The organism is Devosia sp. (assembly GCF_028290625.1).
Lineage (GTDB): Bacteria > Pseudomonadota > Alphaproteobacteria > Rhizobiales > Devosiaceae > Devosia.
Genome location: NZ_JAQGJM010000008.1, coordinates 184,321 through 203,429, shown reverse-complemented (window position 1 = coordinate 203,429; position 19,109 = coordinate 184,321). Strand labels below are relative to the sequence as shown.

Here is a 19,109-nt window from a genome sequence, read left to right as displayed (position 1 = left end):
GTACCGACATTGTGGCTCCGAACACCCCCACCCATCCTCCCCGTCAAGGGGGAGGAGTCGGTCTGGTGATGGCTAGAAAATCTCAGTCCCGCGCCGCCCACAGCAGGCCGCGCCTGAGAATTTCGCGCGCCTGCGGGAGCGCCAGTTCATCCGCTGTGTGCCCGAGCGACGAATAAAACACCCGCCCCTGCCCATGCATGGTGGTGAACACCACCGGCATCACCACATCCTTGCGCCACGGATGAAACTCACCGGAAAACGTCGTCGTCGCCAGCACTTCGACCGCCGGGTCATAGTTCAGATAATACTGCTCGGACGTATGCTCGAAACTCTCGATCCCCGCCATGATTGGATGATCGCCGCGCGTCACATCGACCCGGTAGGTTATGATATTGCCCGGATGCGACACCCAATAGCAGCCCGCCGCATAGCGGAACGGCACGCTTGAGCGAAAACTGGTGGCCAGCCCCATATGAAACCCGGCCAAACCCGTGCCCGCCTGGATCGCGCCCACCAGTCGCGCCATCAGCTCCGGCGCCAGCACCCCATCGGTGATCACCGGCACCACCAGCGCATTGTCCGCGATACCCTCGGCGCCCAGCGCGTCGTAATCCGGTGTTACGGTGACCGAAAATCCCTCGGCCTCCAGCAGTTCGCGCACCACATTGGCGCTGCGTTCCGGCGTATGCAGCTCCATCCCGCCCCAGACGACGAGCGCCTTGCGCCTCACAACCCCATTCCCACGGCGCGAGTGCGATGCACGCCCTTGGGCACGAACGGGAAAGCATCGGCGAAGCCCAGCAGATCGGCGGCCAGATGCACCACCGACAGCCACATCTCGGTACCCTGCAGGCTGGTCACCTGCCCATCGGCAAAGGCAAATCCTTCACCGGGCACCCAGCGTTCTGCCGCCCGCCCGATGATCGCATGCGCGATGGCCTCGGCCTCGGCGCGGCGATAATCGGTCTGTTGCAGGCACAGCCGCAGCGGATGGATAGTGTCGAGCAGATTGCACGCCGTGTAGGTCGGCCCGGAAAAGCCGCCGTAATTGCGATAGTTCAGCAGCACCGAATTGATCGCTGCCTCCGCTTGCGGCACCGGCAGGCCGAACTGCGCATAAGTGCCGCGCGTCAGCCGATAAAAGCCATTGACGGGCTGCAGCAATCCTTCGGCCTCGGTGGTCGAGCCCCACAGTCCGGTGGCGCGATCCTGCTTCAGCGCCAGCCAGCCGAACAGCGTCTCGCGACTGCGGCCCGTGGTGAAATAACGGGCGTTGAAATACAGCGCCGTGCCGATGGCGTCGACGGCCGCGCCAGCGCCCCAGGCCCGCTCCCGCCAACTCAAGCCGTCCAGCCAATCGCAGAGTGCATTGGCATCAAGATCCTCGACCGCCCCGATCCGCTGTCGCGGCTGGCTGCCCAAGCATTCTAGCGCATAGCCGACCGCCAGCACGTTGTAGAGCGCCAACCCGTTGTCGCGCACCGCCTGCCCGGGGGCCGGCGGCTGGAACGGATCGGGGAACAGGCCCGTCGCCGCGTCCTGCACATCCTGCAGTTGCGCAATGGTGGCGGGGACATCGAGCCCCTCTGGAAGTGCGTCAAACGAGGTGGCAATTTCCACGGCATCGCACAGGTGCCGGATGCTCTGCTTGGCTTGGCCACTGGCCTCGAACGACAGGTACGAACCATCCCGTCGATGCCGTGCCAAAATGTCCGGCCACTGGTTTTTCGCCATCTCGCCAAGACGCTTAAGGGCCGCCTCGCTATCGGCCTGCACCTGCTTTCCGGCCGCCAACTCACCCCGCCGCCGCACGATTTTGGCGGGCACACCAGCCACGATCGACATGGGCGGCACGTCCTTGCTGACCACAGCCCCCGCCGCGATCACTGCACCCTTGCCGACGGTGACGCCATCGAGGATGACGGCATTGGCGCCGATCCACACGTCATCCTCCACCACGATGCCAGCGCTGTAGTGTTTCTGCGCGTGGATCGGCACGTTTGGATCATCGAAACCGTGGTTGAACCCGACGATGGAGGCATGCGAGGCGATGCGCACGCCATCCCCGAACCGCACCTTGCCCGAAATGCAGGCATATGAATTGACCGTGGAATGCGCGCCGAATTCGATGTCGCCACGCACCAGGGCATGGCCGGCAATCCAGCTATGCTCGCCCAGCACCAGATGGCTGGTAAAAACCGCTGCCTCCGCCGCCACATAGGCAGTCGGCGCAAAACTGGCGCCTGCCGTCAGCGCCAACCGCTCCTTGCGCGCAACATGCTCGGGGCTGGCGATATCCTCGGGCGTGCGGTCCCAAGTCAGCCATTGTAGCCGCGCCTGGTGATCGGCGGCCTTGATATCCTCCTGCGCGGACGACAGCGTGCCAAGGCGGGAAAACGGGCTTTCGTCATGGCTCAGCAGGGTCATGCAAGGCGCTCCAGGATCGCCGGTTCGATAGCAAATTCCAGCGGTTTTCCGGCGACAAAGCGCTCGACTTCCTCGACCACCATCTGGCCCAGCCGCAACCGCTCGGTGCCGACGGCCCCGGCAACATGCGGCGTCAGGAACACATTGGGCAAGTGATAAAGCGGAGAATCCTGCGCCGGAATCTCCGGATCGGTGACGTCGATCACCGCATGGATGCGCCCGGTTTGCAGTTCGGCGATCAGCGCATTTTCGTCAATGATGGCGCCCCGCGCCGTGTTGATGAACGCCGTATTGGCGCGCATCAGCCCGAATTCGCGCGCCCCAATCATGTGTCGCGTCGATGGCAGCGATGGAGCATGCACCGAGACCACATCCGAGCGCCGCATCAGCGTATCGAGATCCACCAATTGCACGCTTTGCGTGATCGGATCGCTGGCCGACACATAGGGGTCGCTCAGTAGCACCTCGAAATCGAAGGCTTCGAGAAACTTCGCCACCTTGCGGCCGATGCGCGACGCGCCGACGAGCCCAATGGTGCGGCGATAGTTGCCGATCGGCTCGTCCATCATCGCATAGGTGGAGCGGCGGCTGGGATCGGCGCGATAGAGATCGCGCAGTTGGAACACGTGCTTGTTGGCGAAAATGATCGCCGCGAGGGTGAATTCGGCGACCGGCACCGCATTGGCATCGGCCGCATGGGTGACGGTGATGCCGGCGTCGTAGACGGCCGCGTCCAGCGTGTACTTCACCGTGCCGGCCGCATGGGCAATCAGGCGCAGCTTGGGCGCTGCGGCGACAACTTCGGCGCTGATCTGGGGACAGCCCCAGCCGGTGACCAGAATATCGAGGTCGCGCAGGATGCGCCGTGCCTCGGGGGTCGAAAAATCCTCGATCGGAGTGGGCGACACGACCTCGCAACATGCCGACAGCCGCGCCAGCGAGGCCTCGTCGAACACATATTTGGTCTTGTCCGCCGCCATGGCGAAGGCGAGCTTGGGTGCCATCAAAACCTCTCCGCCACCAGAATGGCGCTGACGTCTATGCCCTCGCGGGCAAACAGGGCTTCGAGCGCCGCAAGGTCCGGCGCATGGGGTGGCCTCGTCAGCGCGGCATCGGCTTCCGCTCCCGCCGGCAGCGCCATCGCCGCCGTCATCAGCACCGTGGTGCCGACCGGGATTTCACCCCGCAACTGCGGCACCAGGGTCTTCGCCACGATCAGATTGGTGTTGGGATAGGCCTTGTGCGCCCGTCCGTCGCGCTGGCCGGCCAGATCGACGATGGCGCTGACATCGGTTGGGCTGATGGCCGCGCCGCGTCCGGCTTCCTCGATGGTGCGATCCGCATTGAGGTCAGCCCGCGCAATGGCAAATCCGCCCTCGGTGGCGTGCAGGACGCGCGGCGTGGTGATCCGATGCACGCGGATATGCCAGAGATTGGCTGGGATGAGCCAGGTTTCGACCGTCACATCGCTCCAGGGTTTCCAGCGCGCGAACAGCGTATTCTCGGCGATCTGCGCGACCTCGTTGGCCTCGCGCACCCGGTAGTGCCGCCCATCATCCGAGAAGGCCAGCGCACCGTCGAAGGCGCCCATGTGGTAGGCGCGTTCGTCCACTTCCACCGAGAAGCCGTAGCGCGACGAATAGACGAACTTGGCGTATTTCTCGGCGCCCGCCCGCATCTGCCAATTCTGCTGGCCGCTCGACAGCGCCACCACATTGCCCCGCGTGTGCATCATCACCATGCCAGGGTGCTTGAGCGGCAGCGGTTTCTTGCTGGGCTCGACAGGCACTTCCGCCGCCGTCCAGAACGGATGGTCCGCCGCCAGCGCCAGCGGCAAAAAGGCCTTGAGCGCCCAATAGGGCGAGCCGGCCGAATTGTAGCTCTCGGACATGAACAGGTTGGGATAGCCGTAGCCGATGCTGAGAACGCTGTCGCGATTGGCGATGGGCTTGTCGGCCCACCAGCGCAGGTGGCGCATGAACTGGCCTTTGATCTCGCCCCAGGGCAGCGCCTCGACATCAGCAAACGCCAGCGCCCCCCAGAACCCGCCACAAGCAAACCGATAGGTCAGGCTGCGCCCGAAGGCGAGCACGCCACCATCCTCATCGAACCAGGAGCGAATGTCCTGCGCGAACAACACCGCGCGTTCCTTGTAGCGCGCCACGCGGGCCTCATCGCCCCGCGCCAGCTTGGCGTAGATCAGCCCATAAAAGTGCATGGCGAAGGGAATGTAATGATCGATCCGCCGCACATTGCCGTCTCGATACCAGCCCTCACCAAGATAGAAGCCATCCAGCTCTTCGAGGTATTTATCGGTCAGCGAGCGGTCGAACTCGACCCCGCATTCCTCCAGGCCCAGATCGACCAGTATGCGGAAGAACTTCCAGTTATTGTCGGCATAATCGAACTGCCGCGCATGCTTGAGATAGGCGGCGAGATTGTCCTTGGCCTTCTGTGGTAGCGGCTCCCAAACAAGCTGCGGCACCATACGCATCGTGAAACCGATCGCCGCCAGCTCGACCATGCGCTGGTCGGTGGAATTGACCGCGCCCCAATATTCGGGATGCTCGGGATCGGTGCCATTGGCGAGGCCACGCCGGTAGAGTTCCCAATGCTCAAACTTGCCGCCGCCCGCCGCCAACGGCGTCAGCCCCCAGAGTGGGCGGGCAAAGCCTTCGAGGTCCGCCGCCGCCCGGTCGAAATGCGCCGCCGCCGCGTCTAGCCGCACCCGCGCGCCGCCCTCGGAAAAATACGGCAGCAGCGGCGCGAACAGGTCGTTCAGGCCCGTTTCGACATCGGCGCGCGACTTGAGTGGATTGCCGGCCAGTGGATTGGCACTCAGCGGATCATAGGTCATTTAGGCATAAGTCCCGGTGGCGGGCGCTTCATAGGCGCCCTTGAGGTCTAAACTTTCGGCGAAATGGCACGCCGCTTCCTGTGCCGTGCCATTGATGGGGCGCAAAGCTGGGCGTTGGGAGCGGCAAATGTCCTGCGCATAGCGGCAGCGGGTGTGGAACGGGCAGCCGACCGGGCGATTGCCCAAGTAGGGGATTTCGCCCCGCACCTCGACGTTGCGCCCCTTGCGGCGCAGCGGATCGGCTATCGGCAGGGCTTCCAGCAGCACTTCGGTATAGGGATGGCGCGGCCGCTCGAACAGCATTTCGGTGGGCGCATTCTCCACCACATGGCCCAGATACATCACCACCACCCGGTCAGCGATGTAGTTCACCACGCCCAGATCGTGGCTGATGAAAATGTAGGTGAGCCCGAAATCGCTCTTGAGGTCTTCGAGCAGGTTGAGAATCTGCGCCTGGATCGACACGTCCAGCGCCGAAACCGCCTCGTCAGCGATCACCAGTTTCGGATCGAGCACCAGCGCCCGGGCGATGCCGATGCGCTGCCGCTGCCCGCCGGAGAAGGCATGCGGATAACGCCCGACGCCGTCGGCGGCGATACCCACCTTTTCCAGGGTAGAGACCACCCGGTCTTCCAGCTCGCGGCCCTTGGCAATCTTGTGGATGCGCAGCGGCTCGGCGACGATATCGAACACCCGCATATTCGGATTGAGCGAACTCATCGGGTCCTGGAAGATCATGCGGATATCCTGCCGCCACGGCTTGATCTGCCGCTTGTTGAGCGCTGTCAGTTCGACCGGCTCGTGGCCCTTGGGATAATAGGTCACCGTGCCCGCCGTGGACGGCTGCGCCTTGATGATGCAGCGCCCCAGCGTGGTCTTGCCACAACCGCTCTCGCCCACTACCGCCAGCGTTTCACCCGCCTCGACGGTCAAGCTGACATCGCTGAGGGCATCCAGCGTCCGGCTTGGTCCGAACAGGCCCGAATTCAGCGAATAGCTCTTCGACAGGTTGTCGACTTTCAGCAGCGTGCTCATGCGTTCGCCTCCGCCAAGGCCGGCGCCTGCGTGAGCAGGTGACACCGCGCAATATGATCGTCGCCCACCACCGTCCGCTCCGGCCGGATCGTGGCACAGGGCTCGAACGCGTGGGGACACCGGCTGGTGAAGGCGCAGCCTTCGGGCCGGTCCGAGGCCGAGGGCACCGTGCCCTTGATGGGCGACAGCCGCACCCGGTCGGCCTTGCGCGCCATCTTGGGGATCGAGGCCATCAGCGCCCGAGTGTACGGATGCTGCGGCGACCGGAACACGTCATAGACATTGCCCTGCTCCACCACGTCGCCCAAATACATCACCGCCACCTCGTCGGCGATTTCCGCGACAACGCCCAAGTCATGGGTAATGAACAGCATCGCCATGCCGTAGTCCGCCTGCAGTTGCCGCAGCAGGTCGAGGATTTGCGCCTGTGTCGTCACATCCAGCGCCGTCGTCGGCTCGTCGGCGATCAGCAGGTCCGGCGTGCAGGCCAGCGCCATGGCGATCATCGCGCGTTGCCGCAGCCCGCCCGATAGCTGGAACGGATAGGCATCCGCCCGCTCCCGTGCGCCCGGAATACCGACCTGATCGAGCAGCGCCACGGTGCGCTCGCGCGCCTGCTTCTGGTTCAGCCCTTCGTGGATCAGGATCATCTCGTCGATCTGATCGCCAATGGTGTGCACCGGCGACAGCGAACTCATCGGCTCCTGAAAAATCATGGCGATCTTGTTGCCGCGCACCCTGCGCAGCGGCAGGCTGTCCTGCTTGAGCGTGGCGAGATCGATCGTCGGCTCATCCTTTTCGGAGAACAGAATCTTACCGGTGCGAATGTTGGCGTTCTGGTCGAGCAGACGCAGGATCGCCCGCGCGGTCACCGACTTGCCGCAGCCGCTCTCGCCCACAAGGCACAGCGTCTTGCCGGCGGTGAGGGTGAGGTCGACCTGGCGCACCGCCTCGATATCCGCCTCGTCGGGGGACGAGAAGGTGATGGACATGTTTTCGATGGAGAGGAGCGGTTTATCGGCCATGGGGATCAGCGGCATCGCGAAGGCCGTCTCCGAAGAAATTGAGCGACAGGATGACCACCACGACGCAAATGCCCGGCGTCAGTAGCCAGGGTGCGGTGGCGAGGGTGCGGATGTTCTGCGCGTCCTGCAGCAGCGTGCCCCAGCTGACGATGGGCGCCTGCAGGCCCAGCCCGAGGAACGACAACGCCGTCTCGGCCAGGATCATGCCGGGCACCGCCAGCGTCGCCGCGGCGATGATGTGGCTCATGAAACTGGGCACCATGTGCCGCGTGATGATGCGCCAGTCGCTGGCGCCATCCAGCTGCGCCGCGGTGACGAAATCCTCCGTCCGCAGACTGAGGAACCGTCCGCGCACCACCCGCGCCAATTCGGTCCAGCCGATCAGCGACAGGATGACGGTGATGGCGAAATAGGTCTGGATCGCCGACCAGTCCTTGGGCAAGGCGGCGGCGAGGCCGAGCCACAGCGGAATGGTGGGCATGGAGCGGATGAACTCGATCACCCGCATCACCACGCTGTCAAACCAGCCGCCGTAATAGCCGGAAAAGCCGCCGATGATGATGCCGAAGAACAGGCTGAGCGTGACGCCCGCCAGCCCGATGGAGAGTGAAATGCGCGTGCCATGGATCAGCCGGCTGAGCAGGTCGCGGCCGAGGCGGTCGGCGCCCAGGATATAAAGCGGCGTCTTTGGATCGGAAACGCCGAACAGCTTGACCGAAAGCGGGATGAAGCCGGCCAGCTTGTAGGGCTCGCTCGGGGCGAAGAACTGCAGCGGGATTTTCACCTCGGGATCAATAGTGAAGGTCCGCCGCATCGCCTTGCGGTCGACGGTGGATTTGTAGCCGTTGACATAGGGCCCGAACGACCAGGAGCCATCCTCGTTGCTCGAAATGAACTGGATGCCCTGCGGCGGAGCATAGGTGTAACGCGGATTGTAGGCGCCCGGCTCAACTGGGGCGAGAAACTCGGCGAGCAGCGCCACCAGATAGAAGGCGGCGACGATCCAGAGGGCAACCAGCGCCAGCTTGTGCTGCTTGAAGCGGCGCCACATCAGCGCCCTCTGGCTCTCGCGCACGGGCTTTTTGACAATGGCAGGCATGGCGATATCGGTCATGGTTTCGGTGACCATCACTTGCTCCCGAAGCGGATACGGGGATCGATCCAGGCCAGCAGCAGGTCCGAGATCAGCGTGCCGATGACGGTGAGGATGCCGAGCAGCAAGATGATGGCGCCGGCCAGGTACATGTCCTGGGAGGTGAGCGAGCGCAGCAGCAGCGGGCCGGCGGTGGGCAGGTTGAGCACCACCGAAACGATCACCGAACTCGATACCAGCGCCGGCAGCAGCCAGCCGATGGTGGAGACCAGCGGATTGAGTGCCACGCGCACCGGGTATTTCATGATGGTGCGGAACTCGCTCAGCCCCTTGGCGCGGGCGGTGGTCACATAGGGCTTCTTCAGCTCGTCGAGCAGGTTGGCGCGCAGAATGCGGATCAGTTCGGCCGTGCCCGCCATTGACAGCACCAGGATCGGCGCCCAGGCGTGGGCGGCAAAGTCGGCGATGCGACCAAGGCTCCAATGAGCATTCTGGTATTCGGGCGAAAACAGCCCGCCAATGGTTTCGCCGAACCAGATGAAGCTGAGATACATCAGGATCAGCGCGAAGAAGAAGTTCGGAATGGCGAGGCCCAAAAAGCCCCCGATGGTCGCCAGATAATCGCCCAGCGAATATTTGCGCACGGCGGCGTAGATACCGATAGGCAGCGCCACCAGCCACATCACCACGACAGCCAGCCCTTCGAGCAGGATCGAATTGCCCAGCCGCCCCCAGATCAATTCGCTGACCGGCGCCTTCCATTCGAAACTGCGGCCGAAATCGCCATGTACGAGGCCACCGAGCCATTTCCAGTATTGCACCAGGTAGGGTTCGCCGAAGCCATATTGCTGGCGCAACGCCTCGATGGCAGCCGGATCCACCCGATCACCATCAGCGCTGAGCTGAGCCACATAGGTGGTCAGATAGTCGCCCGGCGGCAACTGAATGATGGCAAAGGCGATGAACGACACCGCCCAGATGGTGAACACCATCGATATCAGCCTGTTGGTGATGAAACCCAGCATGGGCGTGTTCCTAATTTATTTGTCGATCTGTCAGTCGACACCCTCCCCCTTGCGGGGAGGGATCAAGGGTGGGGGATGTTTAGCCCCCATCGTGAAATCCGGGCTCCGCACACCCCCACCCATCCTCCCCCGTCGAGGGGGAGGAGCCGCATCGTGGGCGTGGCAAAACTCTGCCACCGTCAATTCTCAACCCCTCGCGGCAATTGGGAGCGCCGCGAGGGGCGGGAGGGATCCGTTAGAGGGACTTTACTCGAAGTACCACTGGAACGGATCATAGGGAGCCGGCGTCGGGAACAGGTAGGCCTGCTTCAGCGTGTCCGGAATGTTGTGCAGATTGTTCTTGGCCAGGTAATAGCCGTCGCCGGGCAGGTTGATGCCGATGACCGGGAAGTTCTCCTTGGTGATCGCCAGGATCTGCTTCATCAGGGCACTTCGCTTGTCGGCGTCGCCCTCGGCGCGGAGCTGGGTATAGAGTTCCATCTGCTTTTTCGCCCAATCGGCGGGCTCTTCGGCGATTTCCGGCGTCGTGCCGTTATACCAGGCCTGCCAGCGGAAGGCCCACACGCTTTCCGGGCTGAAGGGGAAGTAGTAGCGCGGCTCCTGCATGACTTCGAGGCCACCGTCGCCGGTCCAAATCTGCGCGTCATAATCGCCGGTCGGCCGCTTGTCGTAATAGAGCGTGCGATCGATACTGTTGATCTCGACCTTGATGCCCACCGCAGCGAGCTGCAATTGCATCATCTCGAGCATGTCTACCCATTCCGGATGCAGCGCGGCGATGGTGTCGATAGTGACCACCAGCGGCGAACCATCGGGCATGGTGTAGAAGCCGTCGGCGTTCTTGGCACCGAGCCCGGCTGCCTCGAAATGCTTGGCGGCATCCTCGGGATCGAGCGTGGTATATTGCGTGCTCATTTCCTCGTCATAGAACGGCGATTCCGGACGCGGCGCCACCTGCGATGGCGTGCCCTGGCCGGTAAAGGCCACGTCGATGATTTCCTGGCGGTCGATGGCCTCGGAAATGCCGATGCGGAAATCCTTGTTGCCGAACACGGCGCGCCGCGCCGGATCGGGATGGTTCAGGTTGAACTGCAGCACCATGGAATTGGAGAACGAGGATACTTCCGTGCCCAGGTGATAGCCGCCCGCCTCCTGCCCATCGAAGAAGATGGGCTGGTTGATGATGGTGTTGATATGGCGATCCTGGAAATCGATCTCGCCATTGAGCGCCATCAGCGTCAGCTCTTCCAGCGAATCCGACACGCGCATTTCGAGCGTATCGATATAGGGCAACTGGTTACCCTCGGTATCGACCTTCCAATAGTAGGGATTGCGCTCGAAGGTGACGCGGGTGCTGTCGCCCTTCAACGGCTCCTTGACCATCCAGGCATTCATGAAGGGCAGCTCGGGATTGGCCCAGCGAATGGTTTCGGTGGCCCAGGAGCAACGATCCTGCATGTAGAGCTCCCAGGTCTCGAACCCGGCAGCCTTGGCATCGGCCGCAGCGTTCGGATTGGTCTTGGGATAAAACTGGCCGCAATAGTCCTTGCTCAGCGACACGATGGTCAGGCCGTTGATGCTGGCCAACTCGTCGAGCAGCACGCCATTGGGCTTTTCGAACACGAATTTGAACGTGGTGTCGTCCACCACCTCGATGCTGACCGGGTTCTGCGGGCTCTTCACGAAGCCGCCGCCGCCCGCATAGGTGGGTTCATGCAGCAGATCGACCGCGAAGGCGATGTCGGCGCTGGTGAAGGGCTTGCCATTGTTCCACTTGAGCCCGGCGCGCAGGTGGAAGGTATAGGTCTTGGCGTCCTCGCTGATTTCCCAGCTTTCGGCCAGATTGGGGATGACCTTGTTCCATTCACGGTCATAGCGAACCAGCCCGTCATAGCCCACGGTGCGCCCGATCCAGGCGTTGTCGAGCCCGCCACGCAGCCCCGAATGCCAGGTGCCGCCGTATTTACCGACGGTTTCGACCGGCGTCACCACCAGCGGATTGGTGGGCAGGCGTTCGGCGACTGGCGGCAACGTGCCGTCCGCCACCAATGGATCGAGTATGGGCGATTGCTGCTGCGCCAGCGCTACGGTGCTCAGCATCAGAACGGCGGTGAGTGCGCCGGTAACGACGCGGCCGGCATATGCGCCATGCCAAAGTCGGCTGTTCATCATGAAAATCCTCTCCCTCGCGGCCGTCTGTTCCCCGGCCCGGCGCCTTGTGGCACGTCGAGCAAGTTAGCCGCCAATTTGCGCTTTCGCAAGTATTTTGCGCAAATCACGCAATTTACGCAATTTTGCGTGATTTGCGTTGGGGAGTCAGCGGGATAGGGTGTGGACGGGCGTGGGATTGGACGGGGAGTATAGCTAAGAGGCCGAAAAATCGTGCTCGGGCCCGCGCCCCATCAACAGTTCTGACACCCAAACTCGCTTTGGCGAACATGCGTTTCTCACACTCGGTGTCATTCCGGCGCGAGCCGGAAGCCATCCCGAGTTACCCTCACGGCCGCAAGGTGACGGTGTCCGACTGCCAGACCTCGCGGCGCATGGCGCGATCTCAGGAGACGGACCCCGGCCTTCGCCGGGTGACACCGTGGGTGGGATAGTTTGGGTATTGGCAGAACTGCCCTTAAACCGAAAACACCGTCTCCCCCGCCACAATCGACACCCCAACCTCCAACTGCTGCACGGCCCGCTCTCCCTCCATATGCTGCGCCAAAAGCCGCACCGCGCCCCGTCCGATGGCTTCGCGATCCACCCGCACAGTGCTCAGCCGCGGCGTCGCCATCCCCGCAATCGGCAAGTCGTCAAACCCGATGATCGAGAAATTGGCCGGCAGCGAGCTGTCGCTGCCGTACAGCCCCTCCAGCATTTCCACGGCCGCGATGTCGTTCCAGCTAAACATCGCCGTCACGTCGTGCTTGCCCGCCAGCAGATCCGCCAACAGGTCGGCCGTCGCCCGCTCCGCCGTATTGATAATGCTCCCCACCGCCCCCGGCGTGGCCGCGATCGCCGCCTCGAATCCCCGTTGCCGCTGCAAAATGGTGGGCCGATACTGATGCGTATAGTGCAAAATCCGCCGATGCCCGGCGTCCAGCAGCCGCTGCGTCGCCAGGAACGCGCCGTAGAAATTGGATGGCGCCACCGAACTCAGGCGCATTTGCGGATCGCTGCCATTGACCAGCACCGCCTGCACATTGGCCTCGGCGCACCAGGCCGCCAGCCCGTCCCAGGCGTCGATGCCGGCCAACAGCACGCCATTGGCATCGGCCTGTGCGATCTGCCGCTTGATCAGGTCCAGCGTCACCGCCGACTCGTTGACCAGCCGCACGTCCAGCAGCATGCCCGCCTCGGCGGCCGCCGTCTTCATGCCTTCGACAATGCCGAAATAGAATCCAGACAGCCCGCTGGTAGCGCTGCCCAGCGGCACCAGGGCCACGGCCCGCTTGTCGGTGGTGATGCCCACCGCGTGCTTGCTCTTATAGCCCAGGGTCCGCGCCATCCGCTGCACGTCCTGCCGCACCGCCGGGCTGATGCCGATCTCGTTGGCGAGCGCCCGCGACACCGTGCTGACCGATACGCCCAGCCGCTCGGCTATATCTGCCTGGTTTGCACGCCGCGTCGGGGCCATTGCCTAAACCTGTCCATCGGGATCAAATGTTCCTCTTGCAATATTTGCGTTTTTTGAGGTGTACAAGCGGAAATGCTTGGGTGGGAGCGGCTTGTCTTCCCTGGCGGAACTGCGGACTATGATCCCATAGACCGCCTGATCGCCTGCGATTCTCGCGGAACAGCGCCCTGACCCGTCAATCCAATGATGCAAGACAACGCGATATCGTTTTCTACGCCCAAAGCCGGCACGCAAGCAGAAGTAGTGATTCTTCGTCCGCGTGATAGCGGACAGACGATTGCCCACCAACAGCCACTCAGTGGAGAGGGCCAGCGGATCATGCAACAGTGGAGCAACGCTGAACGGGATGCGCAGGCCATGCCGCCGGTCGACGCCGCCACGCGGGTGCGCTGGCGCGGCATGCTCGGCACGTTGGCCGAAACCATGGGCATGTGCGACGGACGCATCTGGAGCCTGTCCGGCAGCGAGGCCGAAGTCATCATCGCCTATGGCTCGCCCCTGCCCGGCGAAGGCATGCGCGTCGCCGTCAAGGGCTCCAAGCTGCTGTATCAGGACGTGGCGCGAGAGCGCTCGACGCTGGATGTGGCCAGCCCCCAATGGTCCGGCAGTTCCGAGGCCGCCCAGGGCATCAAGGATTATCTGGGCCTGCCCATCACCTGGCCGAACGGCACGGTATTCGGCGTCATCGAGGTTCTGACGGCGGAACTGCGCACGTTCACCTCGCTGCACCGGCGGCTCGCGACGCAGGTGCGCGACAATATCGAAGACCATCTGCGCAATATCGCCGCCCTTGCCGAGCGGACCCAGATGGCAGGCGAAAACCGGCGGCAACGCGAAATCGGCCTTTTGGCTGCCGATATGGTGGATTTTGGCGCCTGGGACTACGAGATCGGCGCCGACCTGCTGCAGGGCGACGCCGGATGGCATCGCCTGCTTGGGCTCGACGGCGCCGAGGCGCCGGCGTCGCTCAAGGATTTCAAGCGCCTCATCCACCCCGACGACACGGCGCGCATCACCGACGACAACCTGCTCGGGCTGACCGAAGATGCCGGCGGCGCGGCGAGCAGCGTGGTTTTCCGCCTAGTGCGGCCCGATGGCGAAACGCGCTGGGTTCGCTCGTCGGCGCGGGTGTTGGATGGCACGCCGGTGCGCACGGTCGGCGTGATGGTCGACGTCACCGATAGCCATATGACGGACGCGGCGCTGCGCCAGGGCCGGGTGGCCCTGCTCGAGGCCGAGGGCGTCATCAAGGATGTGCGCGAACGCCTGCAACTCGCCGCCGGCACCAGCGGGCTGGGCATCTGGGAATTCAATATCGATACCGGCACGCTGCAGGGCGATGCCAGCCTGAGCGCCATTTTCGGCGTCAAGCCCGGCAGCCTGACCGGTCCCAACGTTTTCCATAGCCGGGTGCATTCCAAGGATCGCCACCTGCTCGATTTCAATTCCATGGCCCAGCATGCACAGGCGCCGCTGGAGCTGAATTTCCGCGTTGTGCGCCCCACCGGGGAAATCCGCTTTGTCTCCTGTACCGTGCACCTGAGCGAAGCCACGGCGCTCCTGCCCAAGCGGTTGCGCGGCTTCGTGTTGGACGTGACCGAGGCGCAGCGCGCCAATGAGGCGCTCAACCGCACCAAGGCGGCGCTGCAAGGCACCGAAAAGCTGGTGCGGCTGGCCAATTGGCGTTTCGACCGCGCCACCCAGCAATTTTTCGCCTCGGACATGCTCTATGAGCTGAACGACAGCGACCCCGACGCCCCGGCGCTGACCCAGGCGGACCTGGAACAATTGCTGTCGCCGCAGTCCCAGGATGGGACCACCAACGCGGTGCAACATTGCCTCAAGACCGGCAAGCCCTATGCGCTGGACGTGCAATATCTGCGGCCCGACGGCACCAGTTTCCTCGCCAATGTGCGCGGCCATGCCGAGCGCGACGCCGGGGGCGCCATTATCGGCGTCGTCGGCACCTTGCAGGACATGTCCGAGCGCGAGGAGGCAAGCGCCCGCGTGGCGGCCCTGGCGCGGGCCTTGCCGCTCGGCGCGATCTACAGTTTCGAATGGACTGACGCTCATTTCGTCCTGACCGATGCCAGCGCCGGCATCGAGGCGCTGATTGGCGTGTCAGCCGCGACCCTCTTGGCCGATCGCGACGCCTTCCCCAAGACCATGGCCAAATCCGAGCGGCGGTTCTACCTGCACGAATTCGAGCGCGCGCGTCAGTCCGGCGAAATGTTCGACTGCCGGTTCAATGTCACGCGCCCCGATGGCACGGTCATTTGGCTGCACAGCCGCGCGGTGCCGCATGTTCGCCCGGACGGCACCACCGTTTGGGACGGCGTGCTGCGCGACATCGCCACGGAGCGCCAATCGAGCGACGCGCTGCGGCAGGCCGAGCAGAAAATGCTCGCCATGGAGCAGGCCAAGGAAGACCTGCTGGCCACCATGAGCCACGAAATCCGCACGCCGATGAACACGGTGGTCGGCATGACCCGGCTGGCGCTGCAAACCGAATTGGCGCCCAAGCAGCGCAACTATCTCGACAAGATCGACACCGCCACGAGGAGCCTGCAGGCGATTGTCGGCGACGTGCTGGATTTCTCCCGGATCGAGGCCGGACGGCTGGAGCTGGACGATAGCGAGTTCACGCTGGAGGCGGTGCTCGACGCCGTGTCCGCCGCCACCGCGCTGCGGGCCGAGGAAAAGGGCATCGAGCTGGCCTTCGCCGTCGGCGCCGACGTGCCGCGCAGCCTGCGGGGCGATCAACAGCGCTTGTCGCAGGTGCTGGTCAACCTCGTGAGCAATGCCGTCAAGTTCACCGAAACCGGCGAAGTCGTAGTCTCGGTGGATCGCCTGCCGGAAGATGACGGGGCGCCGCTGCTGGAATTCAGCGTCCGCGACACCGGCATCGGGCTCGATGCCGAGCAGATCGCCGGCCTGTTCCGTCCGTTCGAGCAGGCAGCGTCGCGCGGCTCGCCGCGCCATGGCGGCAGCGGGCTTGGCCTGAGCGTTTGCAAGCGGCTGGTGGAACAGATGGGTGGCACCATGGTCATCGAAAGCTGGCCCGGGCGCGATACGACGTTCCGTTTCACCATCGCATTGCAGCCCGCCGACGAGGCAATCGCGGCCCCCGCCACAGCGTTAGGCAATCGCCGCGTCCTCATCGTCGACGACAATGCCAGCGCCCGCACCATCCTTTCGGACATGCTGGACGGGATGGGCATGACGCCGCAAACCGTCGCCTCGGGCAGCGATGCGCTCACCGCCCTCAACACCGCGGCGGAGGCGGCTGAACCCTTCGACCTGGTGCTGATCGACTGGCGCATGGCGGGCATGGACGGGCTCGAACTGGCCCGCCGCCTGCGCGCCGACATAGCGCTGAAGAATTTGCCAGTCATATTGATTGCGACCACCTACGGCCGCGAGGACTTGCTGCGGCGAGTGGATCAGCTTGGCCTGCAAGGGCTGCTGATCAAGCCGGTGACGCAGTCCATGATGCTCGATGCTTTGACGGATATTTTCGCGCCCGCCGGCGATGGCGCCCGCGCCGGCCTGCTGCCGATCGATGACGCCGCCGCCCAGGCCAAGGCGGCGCTAACCGACCGGCGCGTGCTGCTGGTGGACGACAATGCGCCCAACCGCGACACCGTCACCGACCTGCTGGAACTGGCCGGGGTGACGGTCGATACCGCCGCCAGCGGCGGTGAGGCGCTGGAGCGGCTGGCACGCCGTGCCTATGACGCCGTGCTGCTGGACATACAATTGCCCGACATGGCCGGCCGGGAAGTCACGCGCCGCATCCGCCGCAATCCGGCCTGGACGCGCCTGCCCATCGTTGCGCTGACTGACGATGACGCGATTGAGGATCGCGACACCGGACGCGGCGCCGGCATGACCGCCCACCTCATCAAGCCGGTCGAGGAGACGCAGCTCTATCGCGTCCTGGCCGACATCTTCGCCGGCACACGGCCGGTCGCCACCGTGGTCGCGCCCGATTTCGACACTGCCTTGCGGCGCCTGCACGGCGATGCGGAGCGCCTCGAGCGCCTGCTGCGCGGCTTCGTGCGGGACTTCGCCGATATCCCCGCCAAGCTGGGCAACCTGATCGGCACCGAGGACCTGCCCGAAACCGAGGCGCTGGCACAACTGGTCAAGGCTGCCGCCACCACCATGGAGGCGCGCCAACTCACGGCCGCCGCCAGCGAACTGGAGCATGCCGCCCGCGATGGCGATCGCGATATCGACACGCTGGCACTCGAGTTCCGAAAACATCTGCAGGCCGTGCTCGACGCCATCGGCGTCAGGCTGGCGCTCGGCACCCAGCCCACCTCGCCCCACTCGGGCGGCGATCGCGAGACCGCCCTGGCTCTGATCGCCACCGTGGAACCGCTCGTCGCGCGCGGCGACGATGCCGCCGACCCCATGCTGAAGCAGCTCTCGGCTTTGCTCGACGGGCAAGTGGAAACCGCCATGATCGAAGCGGTCCGCAGCGCCTATGACGACGTGAAATTGCCGGCCGCTTTGGCTGGCCTCGCCCGGCTCAAAGCCGGCCTGGTGCACGGTTAGCCACCGCTGTTCATCGCCCGACGGGACAGCGCTGCCCCACCGCCCTGTCGGATTCCGAATTACCGCATATTGAGAATGATCACGTGATCGCTGGTCGGGTCGGTATCCTCGCGCAGCTTGGCCACCTCCGCCGCCGTCACCGCGGGCGCATCATTGCCCCAGCTCGAGCGAATGAACGTGGCAATCTCGGCGATCTGATCGTCACGCAGCAGCACCCGGAACGGGGTCATGCGGTAGGAGTCGGGAACTCCGTCCACCACCATGCGACCGGCCCCGTTGAGCAGGATATTGATGATCGACTCCGCGTTGTGCCCGATCACTGTTGGATTGCCCGCCAGCGGCGGCTGCAACGCCCCACGCCCCAGCCCGTCGCGACCATGGCAGTTCGAACACTGGGTGATGTAGAGCGAAGCCCCCGGTGCGGTCATGTCATTGCCGGCAAACGCCACCTTGGTGGCATCGTCATAGGTCCATTGCGGATCGGCGCCGTGTGGCGGCAGCGATTTCAGGTAAACCGCGATGGATTTCAAATCCTCATCGGTCATGAACTGCGTGCTGTTGTTGAACGCTTCCAGCATGGTGCCGAACACGGTGGCATGCTTGTTGCGACCGGTCTTGAGCAGCTGCACGATATCGTCTTCGCTCCAGCGGCCCAGGCCCGTCGCCTGGTTGCCGCGCAGGTTCGAGGCATGCCAGCCATCGAGCAAAGCACCCGACAGATACGCATCGCCACTGTCGTCCAGTGCCACTTCCTGGATCGCCAGGCCCCGCTCGGTATGGCAACTGCCGCAATGGCCTGCGCCCTGCACCAGATAGGCGCCGCGGTTCCATTCCGCGCTCTGCTCCGGCTTGTTCTCGTAAACCTTGGTCGGGGCAAAGGCGGCGTTCCAGAACGCCAGCGGCCAGCGCATATTGAGCGGGAACGGAATACCGGTTTCCTGATTGGGCTTGGCCACCGGCTCCACGGCGAACATGAAGTAGTCGTAGAGCTTCTTGATGTCCTCGTCGGTCATCTTGGAATAGGAGGGATAGGGCATGGACGGATAGAGGCGATGTCCATCCTTGGCGACGCCGCGGCGCACCGCATTGTCGAAATCGGCCAGCGTGTAATTGCCGATGCCGGTTGCCTTGTCGGGGGTGATATTGGTCGCATACATCACGCCCAGCGGGCTGCCCATCGGCAAGCCGCCCGAAAACGGCGCTTCCCCCGGCAGTGAATGGCAGGCCACGCAATCGGCTAGCCGGGCCACATAACTGGCCTCCTCGACCGGATATTGCGGCGCGGTAATCGCCGCGACCTCATCGAACGGGCTGGATGGCCGCTGGTTGAGCAGGAACGCCAAGCCCACGAACAGCACGATGCCGACGACAATGATAATGCCGATAATACGCAGGATTTTCACGGTATCCCCTTCGCCGTGATGAAAACCAAACCTGCGGCCGCTGGGGCCGCCGG

Annotated in this window: 12 protein-coding genes; 1 reads left to right on the top strand and 11 read right to left on the bottom strand. The window is 64.0% G+C overall.

From position 1 onward, the window contains the following. Positions 1-82 precede the first annotated feature (82 nt). The 10 genes from JWR51_RS03115 to JWR51_RS03070 form a co-directional block, all read right to left on the bottom strand. Positions 83-730 carry a ThuA domain-containing protein gene (locus JWR51_RS03115; protein WP_299743519.1) on the bottom strand — a complete coding sequence of 216 codons (648 nt, stop codon included), beginning with the start codon at positions 728-730 and terminating at the stop codon, positions 83-85. Further along, positions 727-2,427, bottom strand: a complete 1,701-nt coding sequence (locus JWR51_RS03110) for an acyltransferase (RefSeq protein WP_299743516.1) — start codon at positions 2,425-2,427, stop codon at positions 727-729. The genes JWR51_RS03115 and JWR51_RS03110 overlap by 4 nt, the downstream gene beginning before the upstream one ends. Further along, a complete protein-coding gene (locus JWR51_RS03105; RefSeq protein WP_299743513.1) occupies positions 2,424-3,434 on the bottom strand; it encodes a hydroxyacid dehydrogenase in 1,011 nt (336 codons plus the stop codon). The genes JWR51_RS03110 and JWR51_RS03105 overlap by 4 nt, the downstream gene beginning before the upstream one ends. Beyond that, entirely contained in the window at positions 3,431-5,284 is a 1,854-nt protein-coding gene (locus JWR51_RS03100; RefSeq protein WP_299743510.1) for a DUF2264 domain-containing protein, read from the bottom strand. The genes JWR51_RS03105 and JWR51_RS03100 overlap by 4 nt, the downstream gene beginning before the upstream one ends. Next, positions 5,285-6,319 (bottom strand): oligopeptide/dipeptide ABC transporter ATP-binding protein, encoded by a 1,035-nt coding sequence (locus JWR51_RS03095; protein WP_299743507.1) that lies wholly within the window; start codon positions 6,317-6,319, stop codon positions 5,285-5,287. Then, positions 6,316-7,359: an ABC transporter ATP-binding protein gene (locus tag JWR51_RS03090; protein ID WP_299743504.1), complete on the bottom strand. Its 1,044-nt coding sequence runs from the start codon at positions 7,357-7,359 to the stop codon at positions 6,316-6,318. The genes JWR51_RS03095 and JWR51_RS03090 overlap by 4 nt, the downstream gene beginning before the upstream one ends. Further along, complete coding sequence (locus tag JWR51_RS03085; protein ID WP_299743830.1) at positions 7,334-8,458, bottom strand: ABC transporter permease; 1,125 nt, start codon at positions 8,456-8,458, stop codon at positions 7,334-7,336. The genes JWR51_RS03090 and JWR51_RS03085 overlap by 26 nt, the downstream gene beginning before the upstream one ends. A gap of 14 nt (positions 8,459-8,472) precedes the next feature. After that, positions 8,473-9,462, bottom strand: coding sequence for an ABC transporter permease (locus tag JWR51_RS03080; RefSeq protein WP_299743502.1), 990 nt, complete (start codon positions 9,460-9,462; stop codon positions 8,473-8,475). Between the two features lie 246 nt (positions 9,463-9,708). Beyond that, complete coding sequence (locus tag JWR51_RS03075) at positions 9,709-11,631, bottom strand: ABC transporter substrate-binding protein (protein WP_299743499.1); 1,923 nt, start codon at positions 11,629-11,631, stop codon at positions 9,709-9,711. 457 nt (positions 11,632-12,088) lie between these two features. Beyond that, positions 12,089-13,090 (bottom strand): LacI family DNA-binding transcriptional regulator, encoded by a 1,002-nt coding sequence (locus tag JWR51_RS03070; protein WP_299743496.1) that lies wholly within the window; start codon positions 13,088-13,090, stop codon positions 12,089-12,091. Positions 13,091-13,447: 357 nt separating this feature from the next. Between JWR51_RS03070 and JWR51_RS03065 the strand changes: the two genes are divergently transcribed. Beyond that, on the top strand, positions 13,448-17,653 hold the full coding sequence (locus tag JWR51_RS03065) for a response regulator (protein ID WP_299743493.1): 4,206 nt from the start codon (positions 13,448-13,450) through the stop codon (positions 17,651-17,653). 59 nt (positions 17,654-17,712) lie between these two features. On the opposite strand, the gene JWR51_RS03060 is transcribed toward JWR51_RS03065, so the two are convergent. Then, positions 17,713-19,056, bottom strand: coding sequence for a cytochrome c (locus JWR51_RS03060; RefSeq protein WP_299743490.1), 1,344 nt, complete (start codon positions 19,054-19,056; stop codon positions 17,713-17,715). Positions 19,057-19,109 lie beyond the last annotated feature (53 nt).

Bases quoted from the DNA above. Each gene is read 5' to 3' on its own strand.
- JWR51_RS03110 (WP_299743516.1), bottom strand. From the start codon at position 2,427: ATGACCCTGCTGAGCCATGACGAAAGCCCGTTTTCCCGCCTTGGCACG.
- JWR51_RS03100 (WP_299743510.1), bottom strand. From the start codon at position 5,284: ATGACCTATGATCCGCTGAGTGCCAATCCACTGGCCGGCAATCCACTC.
- JWR51_RS03095 (WP_299743507.1), bottom strand. From the start codon at position 6,319: ATGAGCACGCTGCTGAAAGTCGACAACCTGTCGAAGAGCTATTCGCTG.
- JWR51_RS03090 (WP_299743504.1), bottom strand. From the start codon at position 7,359: ATGCCGCTGATCCCCATGGCCGATAAACCGCTCCTCTCCATCGAAAAC.
- JWR51_RS03085 (WP_299743830.1), bottom strand. From the start codon at position 8,458: ATGACCGATATCGCCATGCCTGCCATTGTCAAAAAGCCCGTGCGCGAG.
- JWR51_RS03080 (WP_299743502.1), bottom strand. From the start codon at position 9,462: ATGCTGGGTTTCATCACCAACAGGCTGATATCGATGGTGTTCACCATC.
- JWR51_RS03075 (WP_299743499.1), bottom strand. From the start codon at position 11,631: ATGAACAGCCGACTTTGGCATGGCGCATATGCCGGCCGCGTCGTTACC.
- JWR51_RS03070 (WP_299743496.1), bottom strand. From the start codon at position 13,090: ATGGCCCCGACGCGGCGTGCAAACCAGGCAGATATAGCCGAGCGGCTG.
- JWR51_RS03065 (WP_299743493.1), top strand. From the start codon at position 13,448: ATGCCGCCGGTCGACGCCGCCACGCGGGTGCGCTGGCGCGGCATGCTC.